General features: G+C 31.1%; 16 protein-coding genes. 7 read left to right on the forward strand and 9 right to left on the reverse strand.

Annotated features, from left to right (window positions below):
* Positions 1–58: 58 nt before the first annotated feature.
* Positions 59–2,263: a RecQ family ATP-dependent DNA helicase gene (locus ACYX4H_RS00165; RefSeq protein WP_476237215.1), complete on the reverse strand. Its 2,205-nt coding sequence runs from the start codon at positions 2,261–2,263 to the stop codon at positions 59–61.
* A 203-nt stretch (positions 2,264–2,466) separates the two neighbouring features.
* Here ACYX4H_RS00165 and ACYX4H_RS00170 point away from each other — a divergent pair, with 203 nt between their 5' ends.
* From ACYX4H_RS00170 to ACYX4H_RS00190, 5 genes are all read left to right on the forward strand, one after another.
* Complete coding sequence (locus tag ACYX4H_RS00170; protein ID WP_476237216.1) at positions 2,467–3,432, forward strand: KpsF/GutQ family sugar-phosphate isomerase; 966 nt, start codon at positions 2,467–2,469, stop codon at positions 3,430–3,432.
* On the forward strand, positions 3,432–4,256 hold the full coding sequence (gene tatC, locus ACYX4H_RS00175; protein ID WP_476237218.1) for a twin-arginine translocase subunit TatC: 825 nt from the start codon (positions 3,432–3,434) through the stop codon (positions 4,254–4,256). Before ACYX4H_RS00170 ends, tatC begins: the two co-directional genes overlap by 1 nt.
* Positions 4,249–4,593, forward strand: a complete 345-nt coding sequence (locus ACYX4H_RS00180; protein WP_475296782.1) for a carboxymuconolactone decarboxylase family protein — start codon at positions 4,249–4,251, stop codon at positions 4,591–4,593. The genes tatC and ACYX4H_RS00180 overlap by 8 nt, the downstream gene beginning before the upstream one ends.
* An 83-nt stretch (positions 4,594–4,676) precedes the next feature.
* Positions 4,677–5,417, forward strand: a complete 741-nt coding sequence (lptB, locus tag ACYX4H_RS00185) for an LPS export ABC transporter ATP-binding protein (RefSeq protein WP_475296783.1) — start codon at positions 4,677–4,679, stop codon at positions 5,415–5,417.
* Positions 5,386–6,021: a hypothetical protein gene (locus tag ACYX4H_RS00190; protein ID WP_476237219.1), complete on the forward strand. Its 636-nt coding sequence runs from the start codon at positions 5,386–5,388 to the stop codon at positions 6,019–6,021. The genes lptB and ACYX4H_RS00190 overlap by 32 nt, the downstream gene beginning before the upstream one ends.
* Here ACYX4H_RS00190 and ACYX4H_RS00195 read toward each other — a convergent pair.
* Positions 6,018–6,845 carry a TerC family protein gene (locus ACYX4H_RS00195; RefSeq protein WP_476237220.1) on the reverse strand — a complete coding sequence of 276 codons (828 nt, stop codon included), beginning with the start codon at positions 6,843–6,845 and terminating at the stop codon, positions 6,018–6,020. The two genes, ACYX4H_RS00190 and ACYX4H_RS00195, sit on opposite strands and share 4 nt — an antisense overlap.
* A 9-nt stretch (positions 6,846–6,854) precedes the next feature.
* Complete coding sequence (locus ACYX4H_RS00200; protein ID WP_476237221.1) at positions 6,855–7,580, reverse strand: CDP-alcohol phosphatidyltransferase family protein; 726 nt, start codon at positions 7,578–7,580, stop codon at positions 6,855–6,857.
* A 117-nt stretch (positions 7,581–7,697) separates the two neighbouring features.
* On the opposite strand from ACYX4H_RS00200, the gene ACYX4H_RS00205 reads away from it, so the two are divergent.
* Positions 7,698–8,768, forward strand: coding sequence for a putative type IX sorting system protein PorV2 (locus ACYX4H_RS00205; RefSeq protein ID WP_476237222.1), 1,071 nt, complete (start codon positions 7,698–7,700; stop codon positions 8,766–8,768).
* Positions 8,768–9,943: a lipoprotein N-acyltransferase Lnb domain-containing protein gene (locus ACYX4H_RS00210; protein WP_476237223.1), complete on the forward strand. Its 1,176-nt coding sequence runs from the start codon at positions 8,768–8,770 to the stop codon at positions 9,941–9,943. Before ACYX4H_RS00205 ends, ACYX4H_RS00210 begins: the two co-directional genes overlap by 1 nt.
* Before the next feature lie 16 nt (positions 9,944–9,959).
* Here ACYX4H_RS00210 and ACYX4H_RS00215 read toward each other — a convergent pair whose 3' ends face one another.
* Genes ACYX4H_RS00215 through ACYX4H_RS00240 form a run of 6 tightly spaced genes read right to left on the reverse strand, consistent with a single transcriptional unit; the run spans position 9,960 to position 16,984 of the window.
* Entirely contained in the window at positions 9,960–11,351 is a 1,392-nt protein-coding gene (locus tag ACYX4H_RS00215; protein WP_476237224.1) for an exopolysaccharide biosynthesis polyprenyl glycosylphosphotransferase, read from the reverse strand.
* Between the two features lie 56 nt (positions 11,352–11,407).
* Positions 11,408–12,418 (reverse strand): glycosyltransferase family 4 protein, encoded by a 1,011-nt coding sequence (locus tag ACYX4H_RS00220; RefSeq protein WP_476237225.1) that lies wholly within the window; start codon positions 12,416–12,418, stop codon positions 11,408–11,410.
* Between the two features lie 15 nt (positions 12,419–12,433).
* Entirely contained in the window at positions 12,434–13,795 is a 1,362-nt protein-coding gene (locus tag ACYX4H_RS00225) for an O-antigen ligase family protein (RefSeq protein WP_476237226.1), read from the reverse strand.
* Positions 13,792–14,868, reverse strand: a complete 1,077-nt coding sequence (locus ACYX4H_RS00230) for a glycosyltransferase (RefSeq protein ID WP_476237227.1) — start codon at positions 14,866–14,868, stop codon at positions 13,792–13,794. The genes ACYX4H_RS00225 and ACYX4H_RS00230 overlap by 4 nt, the downstream gene beginning before the upstream one ends.
* Complete coding sequence (locus tag ACYX4H_RS00235; RefSeq protein WP_476237228.1) at positions 14,868–15,986, reverse strand: glycosyltransferase family 4 protein; 1,119 nt, start codon at positions 15,984–15,986, stop codon at positions 14,868–14,870. Before ACYX4H_RS00235 ends, ACYX4H_RS00230 begins: the two co-directional genes overlap by 1 nt.
* Positions 15,983–16,984 carry a glycosyltransferase family 2 protein gene (locus ACYX4H_RS00240; protein WP_476237229.1) on the reverse strand — a complete coding sequence of 334 codons (1,002 nt, stop codon included), beginning with the start codon at positions 16,982–16,984 and terminating at the stop codon, positions 15,983–15,985. Before ACYX4H_RS00240 ends, ACYX4H_RS00235 begins: the two co-directional genes overlap by 4 nt.

Consider the following 16,984-nt stretch of genomic DNA (forward strand, 5'->3'; position numbering starts at 1 on the left):
GATTGACGATTTACAATTGACGATTTACAATTTTATTTAAAATACTGAATATGACTTTTTAATTAGCTACTTCGCTAATAAACTTAATTCTGTAAAGGCGTAGTTCTTCTTCATCATAATCGCCATCAAACTCTTCAATAGCTTCGTTTATGGCATCAGATTCAGAATCCATAAAATACTCGTGTATTTCTTCCTGCTGGTCTTCGTCTAAAATTTCATCAACCCAATAATTAATGTTCAATTTAGTACCAGAATATACAATGGCTTCCATTTGCTTTATGAAGTCATTCATTTCTAATCCTTTTGCTGATGCAATATCATCTAAAGGTAATTTCCTATCAATACTTTGAATAATGTAGAGTTTATTTGCTGAATTTGTTCCGGTAGATTTCACAACTAAATCATCTGGACGTACAATATCATTTTCTTCAACATACTTTGCTATTAGGGCCACAAAATCTTTACCAAATTTTTTGGCTTTTCCTTCGCCTACACCATGAACATTACTTAATTCTTGTAATGATATTGGGTATTTGAGCGCCATATCTTCTAATGATGGATCTTGAAAAATAACAAACGGTGGCACGCCTAGTTTTTTTGCATTCTTTTTTCTTAAATCTTTAAGCATGCCCATAAGTGTTTCATCGGCAGATACGCCGCCACCTTTTGATGCTGTTACTATGCTGCCATCATCTTTTTCATTATCAAAAACATGGTCTTCGGTCATCATAAATGATACGGGCGATTTTATAAAATCTGTACCCGCTTCACTTAATTTTATAACGCCATAGGTTTCAATATCTTTTTTAAGATAACCTGCAACAAGTGCTTGCCTTAAAAGTGCCATCCAGTAATTTTTTTCTTTACCTTTTCCTCTTCCAAAAAACGGTTGTTCATTGGTTTTATGAGAATTTATCATGGCATTTTCTGTACCAACAATTACGTTTACTAAATCTTTTGATTTGTATTTTTCATTGGTAGCCTGTATGGTTTCTAGCAAAACTACTACATCATTTTTAGCTTCTGTTTTCTTTTTTGGATGCCTAACGTTATCATCCATATCGCCACCTTCGCCGGTTTCATTATCAAAAGCTTCACCAAAATAATGTAAAATAAATTTTCTTCTAGAAATAGATGTTTCTGCAAAAGCAACTACTTCTTGTAATAAAGCGTGCCCAATTTCTTGTTCGGCAACGGGTTTACCAGACATGAATTTTTCTAATTTTTCAATGTCTTTATATGAATAGTATGCTAAACAATGGCCTTCGCCCCCATCACGACCAGCGCGCCCTGTTTCTTGGTAATAACTCTCAATACTTTTTGGTATATCATGGTGAATTACAAACCTAACATCTGGTTTATCTATACCCATGCCAAAGGCTATTGTTGCTACAACCACATCAATATCTTCCATTAAAAACATGTCTTGGTGGTTAGATCTTGATTTGGCATCTAAACCTGCATGATATGGCACTGCTTTTATACCGTTTACTTGTAATACTTGAGCTAATTCTTCAACACGCTTTCTGCTTAAACAGTAAACAATACCAGATTTCCCTTCGTTTTGCTTAATAAACCTAATAATATCGGCATCAACATTTTTAGTTTTTGGCCTAACTTCATAATATAAATTTGGCCTGTTAAACGAAGCTTTAAACGTATTTGCCCCAGTAATTCCTAGGTTTTTTATAATATCTTCTTGTACTTTTGGTGTGGCTGTGGCTGTTAAACCAATTATTGGAATATTATCTCCAATTCTGCCAATAATATTGCGTAGGTTTCTATATTCTGGCCTAAAATCATGTCCCCATTCACTTATACAATGGGCTTCATCAACAGCCATAAATGATATTTTAACCGATTTTAAAAACTCAATGTTTTCATCTTTGGTTAAAGACTCTGGTGCTACATACAGTAATTTTGTAACCCCATTAACTATATCTTCTTTAACACGTTTAACTTCGGTTTTATTTAATGACGAATTTAATACGTGTGCTATACCTTCTTGGTTTGATACACCTCTAATGGCATCTACTTGGTTTTTCATTAAAGCAATTAAAGGCGAAACCACAATGGCTGTACCTTCTTGCATTAATGCAGGCAATTGATAACAGAGTGATTTACCACCACCCGTTGGCATAATTACAAATGTATGATTACCTGATAAAATACTTTCAACAACATCTTCTTGTAACCCTTTGAATTTGTTAAACCCAAAATACTTTTTAAGCGCAGAATGCAAGTCACTTTTTGCTACCAACATGAAATAATTAAAATTTATTTATACTTAAAAACACTATAAAATATTCAATATTTTTTTTGAATAATTTAAGAGACTATTTTAAAGAACCCCCATATTTTTTTCGTTAGCTTTGTAACGAAAAACCAAAATACAACAAAATTTAAATTTGAATACCTTTAAAGATAAGAAATTCTTTAAAAGCATCAACTAAAACCATATAAATTTTGAATAGCGAGAATTCTATTATAAAAATTGCTAAACAAACTATTGAAGCAGAAAGTAAAGCCATATTAAATCTTTCAAGCTTAATTACAAATGATTTTGAAGAAGCTGTAAAGCTTATATACAACTCTAAAGGGCGAGTTATAATTACTGGTGTTGGTAAAAGTGCTATAATAGCTCAAAAAATTGTAGCTACATTAAACTCCACGGGTACACCTGCTATTTTTATGCACGCTGCCGATGCCATTCATGGCGATTTAGGCCTGATTTTAGAAGATGATGTAGTTATTTGCATATCAAAAAGCGGTAATACGCCCGAAATTAAAGTACTGGTTCCTTTAATAAAAAGCGCAAAAAACAAAATGATTGCTATTACAGGCAACACAGATTCTTTTTTAGCACAACACGTAGATTTTATTTTAAATGCTTATGTTGAAAAAGAAGCTTGTCCAAACAATTTAGCACCTACTACAAGCACCACAGCCCAATTAGTTATTGGCGATGCCTTAGCTATTTGCTTACTTGAAATGCGCGGGTTTTCTAGTAAAGATTTTGCTAAATACCACCCAGGTGGTTCACTTGGCAAAAAACTATATTTAAGGGTTGAAAACATTTCATCAATTAGCGAAAAACCTCAAGTACAACCCAATGCCAACGTAAAAGATGTTATTGTTGAAATTACCGAAAAACGCTTAGGTGTTTCGGCTGTAGTTGAAAACAATAAAATTGTTGGTATTATTACCGATGGTGATATTAGGCGTATGCTAAGCAAAAATATTGACTTCACAACACTAACGGCTAAAGATATTATGAGCACAAACCCTAAACGAGTTGATGCTGATACTATGGCGGTTGATGCGTTAGATATTATGGAAGAAAAAGGCATATCACAACTACTTGTTGAAAGCAATGGTAATTATGCAGGCGTTGTACATTTACATGATTTAATAAAAGAAGGTATTATATAATGGCTAAAAAAAATATAAACGAGATGTCTTTTTTAGATCATCTTGAAGATTTAAGATGGCATTTAATACGAATTTGTTTAGCGGTAATTATTGTAGCTACTTTAGCGTTTGTTTTTAGTAGATTTATTTTTAAGTCTATTATTTTTGCACCGTTAGATATGAGTTTTCCAACATATAATTTTTTATGTAAAGCAGCTACTTATATTGATGTAACCACCACATTTTGTAACGAAAAAATACCAATTATAATACAAAACCGCACCATGGCCGGACAATTTTCGGCCGATATTTGGACCGCCATTTTAGGTGGTTTTGTTATTTCATTTCCGTATATAATTTATCAACTCTGGAAATTTATAAGCCCAGGCCTGCATGACAGTGAGCGTAAACACTCTAGAGGTTTTATAATCATTTCATCACTATTATTCTTTATAGGTGTTTTATTTGGTTACTACATAGTTACACCACTATCTATAAACTTTTTAGCAAATTACAGCGTTGCCGATATTGTTGATAACCAAATAGATATAAGCTCATACATTGGTTTAGTACGATCATCTGTACTAGCCTCTGGTTTAATTTTTGAATTGCCAATAATTATCTATTTTTTAACTAAAGTTGGTTTAGTAACACCTGAAACCTTAAAAAAATACAGAAAATATGCCTTGGTAATTGTTTTAATACTTTCGGCTGTAATTACACCGCCAGATATTGCTAGCCAAGTAATAGTAGCCATTCCAATATTAATTTTATACCAAGTAAGCATTTACATTTCTAAAATTGTAGTCAGAAATCAAAAACGAAAAGAAGCCAAAAATGTCTGATATAGTAAACGAATTTAATGAATATCGTTCAAAAATGAACGACAAAATATTAAACGACAACAACAAAATAATAAAACGTATTTTTAATTTAGATACCAACGCATACGCAGAAGGCGCTTTAGATGTAAAAACAAAAGAACTACTTGGTTTAGTAGCATCGGCCGTTTTACGTTGTGATGATTGCGTAAAATATCATTTAGAAAGCTGCCATAAAGAAGGTTTAACAAAAGAGCAAGTTGTTGAAGCCTTAAGTATTGCAACCTTAGTTGGCGGCACTATTGTAATTCCGCATTTAAGACGCGCGTATGAGTTTTGGGATGCCTTACAAGAAAACTAGTTATTTAACAATTTTAAAGCCACAAAGGCGTTTAGCGTTGTATAACACTTTTTCAATTAAATAAAAATTACGTTATTGCAAGTATGATTTTAAAAGCCGAAAACTTAATGAAGTCCTATAACGGACGAAAAGTTGTTAAAGATGTTTCTCTTGAAGTAAAACAAGGTGAAATTGTTGGATTATTAGGGCCTAACGGTGCTGGTAAAACCACTTCGTTTTACATGATTGTTGGGTTAATTAAACCTAATGGCGGACACATTTTTTTAGATAATACTGAAATAACAAAATTCCCCATGTATAAGCGTGCCCAAAACGGTATTGGGTATTTGGCTCAAGAAGCTTCGGTTTTTAGAAAATTAAGTATTGAAGATAATATTTTAAGCGTTTTGCAACTAACCAAATTAAGCAAAAAAGAACAACGCATGAAAATGGAATCTTTAATTGAAGAATTTAGCTTAGGCCATATTAGAAAAAACCGAGGAGATTTATTATCTGGTGGTGAACGCCGAAGAACTGAAATTGCCCGCGCTCTTGCTACAGACCCTAATTTTATTTTATTAGATGAGCCTTTTGCTGGTGTAGACCCTGTTGCTGTTGAAGATATTCAGCGTATTGTAGCACAACTTACCAAAAAAAATATAGGTATTTTAATTACAGACCACAACGTACAAGAAACTTTAGCAATTACAGACAGAACCTATTTAATGTTTGAAGGTGGTATTTTAAAACATGGTATTCCAGAAGATCTTGCTAGTGATGCCATGGTGCGTAAAGTATATTTAGGCCAGAATTTTGAACTTAGAAAGAAAAAAATTAGAGATTAATCTAACTAAAAATATAACAATAAGAAGACTTATTGTTTTGTTGACGACTTTTATATTTCTCAGTTGTTCTAATCCTCTAGAAAAATCTATTCTTGAAAAACTTACCTTGGATGAATTAAATCATGAATTACAAAAGGATTCTGAGTTTAAGTACATATACGAATCGATTCAAGAGACTATTAAAAACCTTGATTTTAAGGATACTGATAAAGCTGAATTTAAGAACCTCACATATAAAGATGGGTTAGAATTCCATCATTTTCTTTTAGATACTACCTCAAAAGAATACGTTCAATATAAGAATGAATGGATAAAAAACAACCACAAAAAAGAGTTTTTGTTTGATTCTGTTATTAGACTTTTCAATAACAGAAAACATAATAACTTTATTAAATCGGAACTTGGAAAAAAAACATTTGTGTTAGCTCATATATACACTAACTCTAATGATTATTTAATGAAAAGAGATTCAAAAGTTGATTTAATGAATATGTTAGGTTATTATAATTATGTTCCATTGAGAAAATTTGTCATAAAAAGAATTGACAGTATTTCGAAAAAAAGGTATCCGTTATTTTATAAATTTTCAAATCTTTACAATTAATACTCCTTTTTATTCAATTCTTCTTTTGCCTTTTCTTTTAATAATTTCTTTTGGTAACGCCCTTGCACAACATCAACAATTACCAATACAGCCAGCACAAAATAAAAGGTAGTTTTACTCATAGGCACTATATGATTACCAAATAATTCAAGATGCGCTAAATGCCCTCCTTCAGTAACTAGCATAATTCCAACAATAAAAAGTATGAATAATCCTAGAACTTCATACATTCTATTTTTAGCTAAAAACACTGATATTCTATCGGCTAAAAACAGCATTAATAATCCGCTAATTACAATGGCTATGGCCATTACAATAAATGCCGTTGTAGGATTTTTTATTTCACTTGTAAGCCCAATAGCAGCCAAAATAGAATCAAAAGAAAACACCAAATTCATTAACACAATACTTGCTATAACAGCATTTGATGATTTTTTACCTTTTTCTGCCTCACCATTTTCAACATCATGATCTAAATCATTTAAAGAAATCATATGCCAAATTTCTTTAATAGCCGTATAAATTATAAAACCGCCACCTGCTAAAACAATTAAACTGTGGCCGTTAAAAGCAAAATGAGCAACACCATCTATTCCGCCAGATAAAAATGAAAATGGTTCTTGAAAATAGCCTATTAATGATACTAAAACAAACAGTAAAACAATACGTAATGCTATGGCAATTAAAATACCCACTTTTCTAACACGTTTTTGGTCGTTTTGTGGGGCTTTTTTAGATTCTAATGAAATGTATAATAAATTGTCAAAACCTAATACAGCTTGTAATAATACAAGCATTAAAAGGGTAAAAATAATTCCTAGCATTTTTAAATGTTATTTTGAGGTTAAATTGTTTAAAACAGACATGGCTATGTACAATAAAATAATTAAAGGAATGGCTGCAAACTTAAGCACAACAAGCAATACAACGCAAAGTATTATAAAAATGTAGCGTGTAGCATTGTCTTTAAAATTCCAATTTTTAAACTTTAAAGCAAATAATTTTATACCAGAGTTTAGTAGCCAACAGCTTAAAATTGTTAGAGCTATTAAAAAATATTTGTTCAAAATAATAGCATTTACAGCATCATTATTTTGAAACTCTATTATTAATGGTAATGATATTATAAGTAGGGCATTTGCTGGTGTTGGCAAGCCTTTAAAAAATGTTTGCTGCTCTGTATCTACATTAAACTTTGCAAGCCTATATGCCGAGGCTAAGGTTATGGCAAGCCCTAAAATTGGTAAAAAAGGCAGGTTAAATTCGTTTTCAAAATTTAAAGTACCCCAATCTGCTTCAACAAGTTCAAACAACTTAAACATTACAATTCCTGGTACTAAACCACTGGTAACAACATCGGCTAAAGAATCTAGCTGTAAACCTATTTCACTTTGCACATTAAGTTTTCTGGCAGCAAAACCATCAAAAAAATCAAAGAAAATGCCTAAAAAAACAAAATATGCCGCCCAAGTAAAATTACCATTAACAGCAAATATAGCCGCAATACATCCGCTTAAAAGGTTTAAAAGTGTAAGAGCATTAGGTATGTATCGCTTCATAAAATGTATTGTAATTTGTGGTAAAAATAACAAACAATTTTAGTTACAAGCAATATCTAATATAAATTCAAGTTTATAGGTTTGTAAATTATGTGCATCTTTGTAAAAAAATTGCAGTTGAAAGTTTATTTAAGTACACTTTTTTGTTTGGTATTTTTTGCCGTTTTCAGTCAAACCACTAGAAAATACTCTAATGAGTTTATGAATATTGGTGTAGATGCTGCTGCTTTGGGCATGAGTGGCGCTGTTACCTCGCATACCGCCGATGTTAATGCTGGCTATTGGAATCCTGCGGGTTTACTAGCCTTAGAAGACAACCAACTTGCCTTAATGCATTCTAGTTATTTTGCAAATATTGCTAATTATGATTATGCCGCTTATGCTATGCCACTTGACGACAGAAGCGCTATGGCCATTTCATTAATAAGGTTTGCTGTTGATGATATTTTAAACACCACCCAACTTATTGATGAACAAGGCAATATTAATTATGACAGAATTAGTCTTTTTTCTACTGCAGATTATGGTCTAACATTTTCATACGCCCGAAAACTACCCGTTCAAGGCTTAAACTATGGTATAAATGCAAAGGTAATTAGGCGTATTATTGGAGATTTTGCATCATCATGGGGTTTTGGCTTTGATGCTGCTGTACAATTTGAAACTAATAACAATTGGAAGTTTGGAATTATGGCGCGTGATATTACCACAACTTTTAACGCGTGGGCTATTGATGAAACTGAATTTGAAACTATTAGAGATGCTGTTGAAGGGCAAAATCAAGAATTGCCAGAAACTACTGAAATTACCATTCCTAAATTACAAATAGGTATTTCTAAAAAATTCGATTTTAATTACGATTATACACTTTTAGCTGCCGCCAATTTAAATGTTAGGTTTGAAGAAAATAACGATATCATTTCAACATCATTTGCCAGTATAAACCCTGCTTTAGGTTTTGAATTTGGCTATATTGATATGGTTTACTTACGTGCTGGCATGGGCAATTTTCAAAACGAATTACAAATTGATAATTCTGAACAATTAACCTTTCAACCTAGTTTTGGTTTAGGCTTCAAATACAATGGTATTCAAGTAGATTATGCTTTTACTGATATTGGAGACCAAAGTGTTGCTCTATACTCAAACGTATTTTCATTAAAACTAGATTTTAGTATTTTTAGATAATGACAAAACAACTACTTTTACTTTTTTTAATTATATCATCGTTCACATTTTCACAAGAAATCAACCTATCAAACGCTGCCGAAATTAGCATATTAACTGCTGGCCCCGGAAACGCATTAAACGATGCCTTTGGCCATAGTGCCTTTAGAGTTAAAGACCCTGAAAACAAAATAGACGTGGTTTATGGCTACGGTGAATATGATTTTGATGCCCCTAATTTCTATTTAAAATTTGCCCAAGGCAAACTAAATTACCTAATGAGTAAAGATAATTTTAGTAGATTTTATAAAATTTATGTTTACCTAAACCGCACATTAAAAGAACAAGTTTTAAATATATCGCAAAGCGAAAAACAACAACTATACAATTACTTAATTACCAATTACAAACCTGAAAACCGAGGCTATTTATATGAGTTCTTTTTTGATAATTGTGCCACAAAAATTAAAGATGTAACCAATATTGCTACAAACAATAATATTACATTTAACTTACCTGATAGTTATACCGAAAAAACTTTTAGAACCTTAATTTACGATAATGTAAACAAAAATACATGGGGAAGTTTGGGTATAGACATTGCTTTAGGCTCTGTAATTGATAGAAAAGCCACCGCCGAAGAACATATGTTTTTACCTGAAAATATTTATAAGTTTTTTGAAGCAGCAACTCATAAAACAACCAACCAACCGCTAGTTAAAAAAACGCATGTAATTTATAAACAGAAAGATGTAACAACATCAAATTCGTTTTTAACAAGTCCGTTATTTGTATTTAGCATTTTAGCAAGTATTATTATTTTTATTACCTACACCGATTTTAAAAAACAAAAAAGAACCACTTGGTTAGATGTTGTACTATTTATTTTTACGGGTCTTGCCGGTGTTTTAATTTTACTACTTTGGTTTGCTACAGACCATACTGGTACACACCAAAACTATAATTTACTATGGGCTTTTGCTTTAAATATTTTTATGGTTTTTCAATTAACAAAAAAACATGTTAAACCATGGTTTGCTAAATACCTAAACTTTTTAATAATTATGTTATGCCTTTTAACCTTACACTGGATTATTGGTGTACAAGTATTTGCAATTGGTTTAATACCACTACTAATTGCTTTGTTTATTAGGTATGTATTTTTAACAAAACACTTTTCAAAAAAACAGCAATAATTAATATTTTACTTTACTACTGACCTCTAAAAAATATAATGGTGCTTAGTGTTTTTATTATAATATTTATATCTAATAAAAAACTACGACGTTTAATATAATATAAATCGTATTGAAGTTTTAATAAACTATCATCAACAGAAGAGCCGTAACGTGTTTTTACTTGTGCCCAACCTGTTAAACCCGGTTTTATTATGTGGCGTGTTTCATAAAAAGGCAACATTTTTGATAGTTCTTTTACAAAGAAAGGTCGTTCTGGTCTTGGCCCAATTAAACTCATATCACCTTTTAAAATATTTATAAACTGCGGAATTTCATCTAAGCGTGAATGCCTTAAAAACCTTCCAAAAGGCGTTACACGCGTATCATTTTTTTTAGCCCAAGCAATGCCATCTTTTTCGGCATTTTTTATCATGGTTCTGTATTTAATAATATTAAAAGGTTTTCCGTTTTTACCTATGCGCTCTTGTGTGTAAAACAGCGGTCCTCTATTAGCTAAAATATTACCAATTAAAACTATTGGTAAAAAAAACAGACCGAAAAACAAACCTATTACTGCAACAAACACATCAAAAAACCTACGAAAAAACAAGTACATTTTATTTTGGTTACTTCGGCTAAACGGAAAATATTTATAAAAATCTTTACCAACAAATTGTACAGGTATACGCTCGGTTAAATCTTCATAAACATGAGTGTACTCTCGTATTGGAATACCATCTTCTAACAAAGATATAAGCGCATAGTAAATTTCATATGTAATAGTTTCAGCATTATAACTGGCTACTACAATTTCAGAAATATTTTCTTTAGCAACCAATGCTTTTAAATCTTTTGGGTTGTATTCTTTTACGCCGTTAAACTTTATAGATTCTTTACTATTAGCTTCACAATTCACAAAACCCACAATTTTATAATTAGGATCTGCATCTTTAAAAGCTTCAATAATAGTTTCAATGTATGATGTTTCACCAACTATTAGGGCTTTTCTGTAAAACCTAGGTGATACTATAAAATTTATATACGCTAAACGCCATAAAATTAATGCTATTAAAATGGCAAAATAAAAGTATACTATTTGCAATCTATTATCGGGTAAAACCGGAGTAAAATATGGTGTTAGCAAATAAAACAATACGGTTGTAGAAACTGTAAAAACAACACTTGTTGAAATTTTTTCTATACGGCTAGATTTTTGTAAATCGTACATTTCAAAAATAGACCCAAAAAGTGATAAATACACTATTAAAACAAACACCCAACGCCAGTTTTCTTGGGTTATAGTGAAATAATCAAAATGAAAAGAATAACCTAAAAAATACAGTATTGTAAGTACCGAAAGTACATCAAAAATACGCAATAACACCTTACGTTCAGATATATTAAAGTGTATACTGCCTTTTGCCATAAACCGAAAAAGAAAATTAGTTTGCTGTAAAGATATAAAGTTTGCGCAATTAACTATTATGATAAAATTTTAAACCATGCATATTTTACAACATTCCAGTTAAAATGTTCAACTGTTTTTAATGCATTATGCGTTATATTGCTAACCTCATTGGGGCTATTTATTAAAAACTTTATGGCTTTAACAAAAGCCTGTGTATTATTTGCTTCAACTAAAATACCGTTTTCTTTATTTGAAATTAAATAAGGAATGCCTCCAACATTGGTTGATATTACTGGCAAGCCTAAAGCCATAGCTTCAATTACACTTACAGGCATGTTATCAAAATGTGTTGTATTTATAAAAATGTTGTAATTTTTTGAAAGATTAATCCAATCATGCTTTTCTAGTTTACCTGTAAATGTGACCTCAACTCTTAATTTATTGGCTAAATCTTTAACTTTTTTTAAACTTCCATCTTTCTCAGGCCCAACCATACATAAACTGGTATTTATGCCTTCGTTTTGTAATTGTTTTAAAATATGAACTGCTAATTCTGGATTATATATTTTTGAAAAAGACCGCACCCATAACAGCTTTACATCATGTATTTGTTTTTTTTCAAACGGATAATTTTCTAATTGAATACTGTTAGGAATACAAGTGATATTAGTAATACCAAATGTTTCAAAATGATGTTTTGTATATGCTGATGGTGCCACATTTATATAAGCGTTATTAAAAATAGCTTTTGATAATTTAGGCGATTTTTTTAAGCGCTTGGGTAAATTTCCGCCGTGTAAAATGGGTATGTATTTCAACTTAAAAAACCTACAAAGTAAACTACTAAAATAAGCGTAATAAAAATTTAAAGTACTGTAAGTATCAATTAAAACATAGTCTATATTATTTTTATATTTCACAATATGAAATAACATATCTAACATACGATACAGTTGTTGTTTTTTAATTGAAGCAGTTATAACGTGATAGCCTTCTTGCTTTAAATGCTTACTTAGGGTATCAATTGTTGTTACTGTATTATTAAAAGACTGTAATTTATTACCTATGTAAAGTATATTTTTCATTATTACAAAATGTAACTACTTTAAACTGTTATTTACAGGTTTTAATTTCCTTTTAGGAATATCATATTTCACATTTAACAATGTTAAACCATAAATAAATGCGGGTGCTGCAATACGCATTGCAGAATGATTTATTGTTAACAACCAAAATGCATAAAATGAATAGAAAAAAATATTAGACCGGTTTTTTAATCTTAAAGTTAATGGTGTAATAAGTAAAATTAGAAAAGCAACAACACCAAACAAACCGTGTTCTGCTACAATACGGCTCATTTCGTTATGTGATGCAGCTACAACACCGGTTTCATTAAAACGGGCTTCTTTTACTTTGCCTACACCAATACCAAAAAACGGATTATCTATAAATTCTTTAAGTTCAAAAGCCAATAAATCAGATCTTCCTGTGGTTACATCTTCTTTTGATCTGCCTTTGGCATCTTGGTTTGCATAACGCTTATCAATTAATCCGCTTGTTTGCACAGAGCTTATAAACCACATAAATAGAACTGCGCCTACAAAAAATAACAATGAAAATTTTATTTCAAATTTCTTTTTTAAATTCACTTTTAAGTAATATAACCCAATAAAGGCCGCTACCATTATGGCTGCTGTTAAAACGCCCCCTCTGCTAAAAGTTACAATAGCTCTAAAGCCTACAAGCGCCAAAATAGCCAAATCTATAAGCTTAAATAACCAGGCTTCTTTAGACATAAAAAAGCGAACTGCAAGTACAAACATAGCTAAGCCTAAAACAGTAGCTACTTGGTTGGGACCAAAACCACCTGAAGTTGCAAAATTTGAGCCTGTTCCATCTATAACAGCACTAACATCTGGCGTAAACAAAAACAAATATACCGTCATGCTTACCAAAGGCATTAAAAACCCCAACAAGATTACACGTATTTGCTTGAAGGTGACTGTTTTTCCGAAGCAAAAAACAGCTGCCAAACCCAAACATATAGGGCCACTTAAATTAAAGGCTATAGCCTTACGTATGTTCGTTTCAAAACCCATTTGGGTTACTGCCACAAAAATACCGGGTAAAAGGAATAAAATATACAGTACATATGAAAATGCTTTATTAGTAAAGCTTACACTAAACATACCCAAAAGCACGTATATTATTACTAAATACTTGCTAGCTTCATAAAATATGGTGCCGTTATTCATTCTTAAAAACACCTCAGCACCAACAATATAGGCACAAGCTAACAACACATAAAATACTTTGTTTTTTTTTGAAACTTTAATGATTTTATAGATAAAAAAAAACGTAGTAAATAAAAAATACAGCGTAGCTAAAGGCTTAAAAGCAAATATTAAAATGCCTAATAATACATGAAAAATAATAAGTTTATAATAGACCGATAACTTCATTTTATGTGAAGTTTATAAATTTCTATAAGTTTATTTATTTGTAATGCTTCAGAAAAATTATTCATTACCTTTTCTTTTAAACACGCTCCCATATTTTGCCTTAACTTTTCATCAACAATTAGGCTTAACAAAGCATTCTTTAAAGCATTAACATCTTCACTTTCAATTAAAACTCCTTCTTTTTTATTTGAAATAACAATATTACAATCACCAACATTAGTTGCTATACTAGGTAAACCAACCACTCCGTACTCTAACAATGCTAAAGGTAACCCTTCTGATTTTGAAGATAAAACACCTATAGTTGATTGTTTTAAAATATGAAATACATCAGGGCAACTGCCGTAAAGGTACACTTGATTTTCTAATTTTAGTTCCTTAATCAGATTAGTTATTGATTCAAAATATAAATTATTACTATAGTTACCAATCAAATGTAAACTCCAATCTGGGTGAATCTGTTTGATTTTAGAAAAAGCTTTTATCAAATTTTCATGATCTTTATCTGGTCTTAAGTTTGCTAAACAAACAATGCGTTTGTTAGGTAACCCTTCTAACCTAGTAATTTTAGGTTTAAAATTAACTACAGGATAGTTTGATAAAACATAAACATTTTTACATAATAACTTTTTTTTCGATCTATTTTTTAATTTTTGGTTAACTGCTATAATACTAGAAAAAAAAATTGAGCAGCATTTAAGAATAATTTTGTTTAACCATGATGTTTGGTCTCTATTCCCATAATGATCATGCCATACAAGCTTATATTTAGGATTTAAAATCTTTATTATGGTGGCAATAAAAAAAGAACTGGAGTGGGCATGAATAATATGAATATGGTTTGTTTTTAAAAATATATTTAGCTTAAATATGGCTTTTAAATCAAACGTACCGCTTTTATCTAAAAACAAATAACCAACATCACTATTTATGCTTTCTTTTAACAAACCCTCTTTTCTGGTGGTACATAAAAAAGACCTATCTATTTTATTTGCCAAAGCATTAGCTAAATTAACAGCAACACGTTCTGCGCCACCTGGTTCTAAAGAATCTATTATTTGAATGACTCGCATTAATGAACTATTAATTTTTTAATTTCAGACTCAAAATAATCTAAAGTAAACTGTTGAGACCATGTTGTTGCCAATTTAGACATAACTTCTAAGCTAGCAGTATCTTTTAAGTGATTTAAAATATATTGTGTTGCTAAATCTACTTCGGGTTCAATTAAAATACCTCTATTGCCAAAATCTAACATATAAGGCACACAAGATACTTTTGTTGCAATAGGAATAACGCCATAAAACATAGCTTCGGCAATTGCCTTTGGCCAACCTTCAGATTTTGATGGTAATATAGAAAAATGTGACTGTTTCAGGGCGGTTTTTATAATTTCTTTTGTTTGGTTTCCATGTAAAAAAACAGACGTTTTTAAATTTTTACAGTCTATATAGTCTTGTAATTCCTGTTTTAAAACACCATCGCCATACATATTTAAACAAACACGTTTTCCTTGTTTTATAAGTTGCTCAACAAGTTGTATGGAAAAAAGCGGATTTTTTCCTTCAACCAAACTACCTACAAATACCATGTTTAATGTTTTTGAATAATCTTTGGGTTTTAAAGCTTCTATTTCATTTTTATAAAAGGATGCTGTAAAAAACGGTTTAATATTTTTTGTTTGATGTTCCCAATGCCCATAAACCAAAACCTGCATATTCTTGGTTAAAAATGTATTGCTCAAAATCCATTTTTGTAGTTTATAACTTAATGGTTGGTTAGCTTTGGGATCCCAATTACCAGCATATTTGGCAGTTTTTATCTTCTTAGGAAATAATATTTGCACTAAACACCCCAACAAACCAATATTTCCAGGGCATCTTAAATGTATGTGATCTGCTTTTTTACAAGCCTTATAAATAGCATACAAAATAGTTGGAAATTTAAAAACAGAACGTATTGCGCTTATAGCCGATATGAATGAAATTTGAGGAACCTCTGTAAAATGTATTGAAGCATGTTTATAATCTAAATCAATTTCAGAAATAGCACCTCTTATTAACGGAGCAACAACATGAACCTCATCAACATGGTTTAACCACAAATTCATTTCTCTTACATAAGGTGCGTAACCAAAGTAGGCGTCATCCTTTTTTTTATGTAGAACATGTGTGATGATTAAAAACTTCATACCTCTACTTTGGGTTTATTAAAAATTAAATACAACCAACCTACAAACCTGCCTAAGCTCTCAGTAAAAGCTTCTTGTCTTCTATGGCTATTGCTTGTTAATATGTTGGTAAATCTAATAAGGGTTAATAAAAATGCGGTAGCATGCCATTTTAATGTAGCCTTAATAGAAGGCTTAGGGTATTTAACCCGCCACACATACCAACCATTTCTTATCACCATTTTACCATACTTGAGTTTATTAGGTCTCCCTGATATATTGTGATGATGCTCTAATTGTGCGGCAGTATTTACATAAAGATTGCCTTTTTTTGATAATCGCAATGAAAAATCGGCATCTTCATACAATCCGTAACCTTCAAAAAAGGTTGAAAACTGCATGGTTTTGAAAACCTCTTTTTTGTAAGACGACACACCTCCCATAATTTGTTCTACCTGATAAATTTTGCCCGATGGTGGTAAAAAACTCACCGAACGCCCATGAGAAAATGTAGGCATATAACCCGGTTTAGCATCTGGCAGCAAACCTAAGGTTCGCCTTATCCTAAAACGCGAAGGCTCCTTTCGTTTCCAACCATCATAATAAAAATAATTACTATGGTCTGTCTTATCAGATTGCTCCCAATGGACTTCATTAGTTATATAACCTCCTACTGCCAAAGCTTCTGGTTCTTTTGTATAAGTTGAAATTAATGCCTTAAAATAATCTGATTTTAAAATAATATCATCATCTAAAAAACAAATAACTTCAGAGTCAACCGAAACCTTTTTAATCCCAAAGTTTCGCTGCTTGGTTAAACCTCTGTGTTCCGCATCAACTTTAAAGTATTTAAGATGTTTAAACCTATGTTCTTTTATAAAAATGCCTGTATCGTCATTGGTAGAGCCATCAACAATAATAATCTCACTAGGGTATAGAGTTTGTGCCTTTACAGAATGTAGTAATTCTAAAAGCGCTTGTGGTCTCAAATATGTACATATAACTAGTGAAAATTTCAT

This window comes from Seonamhaeicola sp. ABD4_340, from assembly GCF_056312135.1.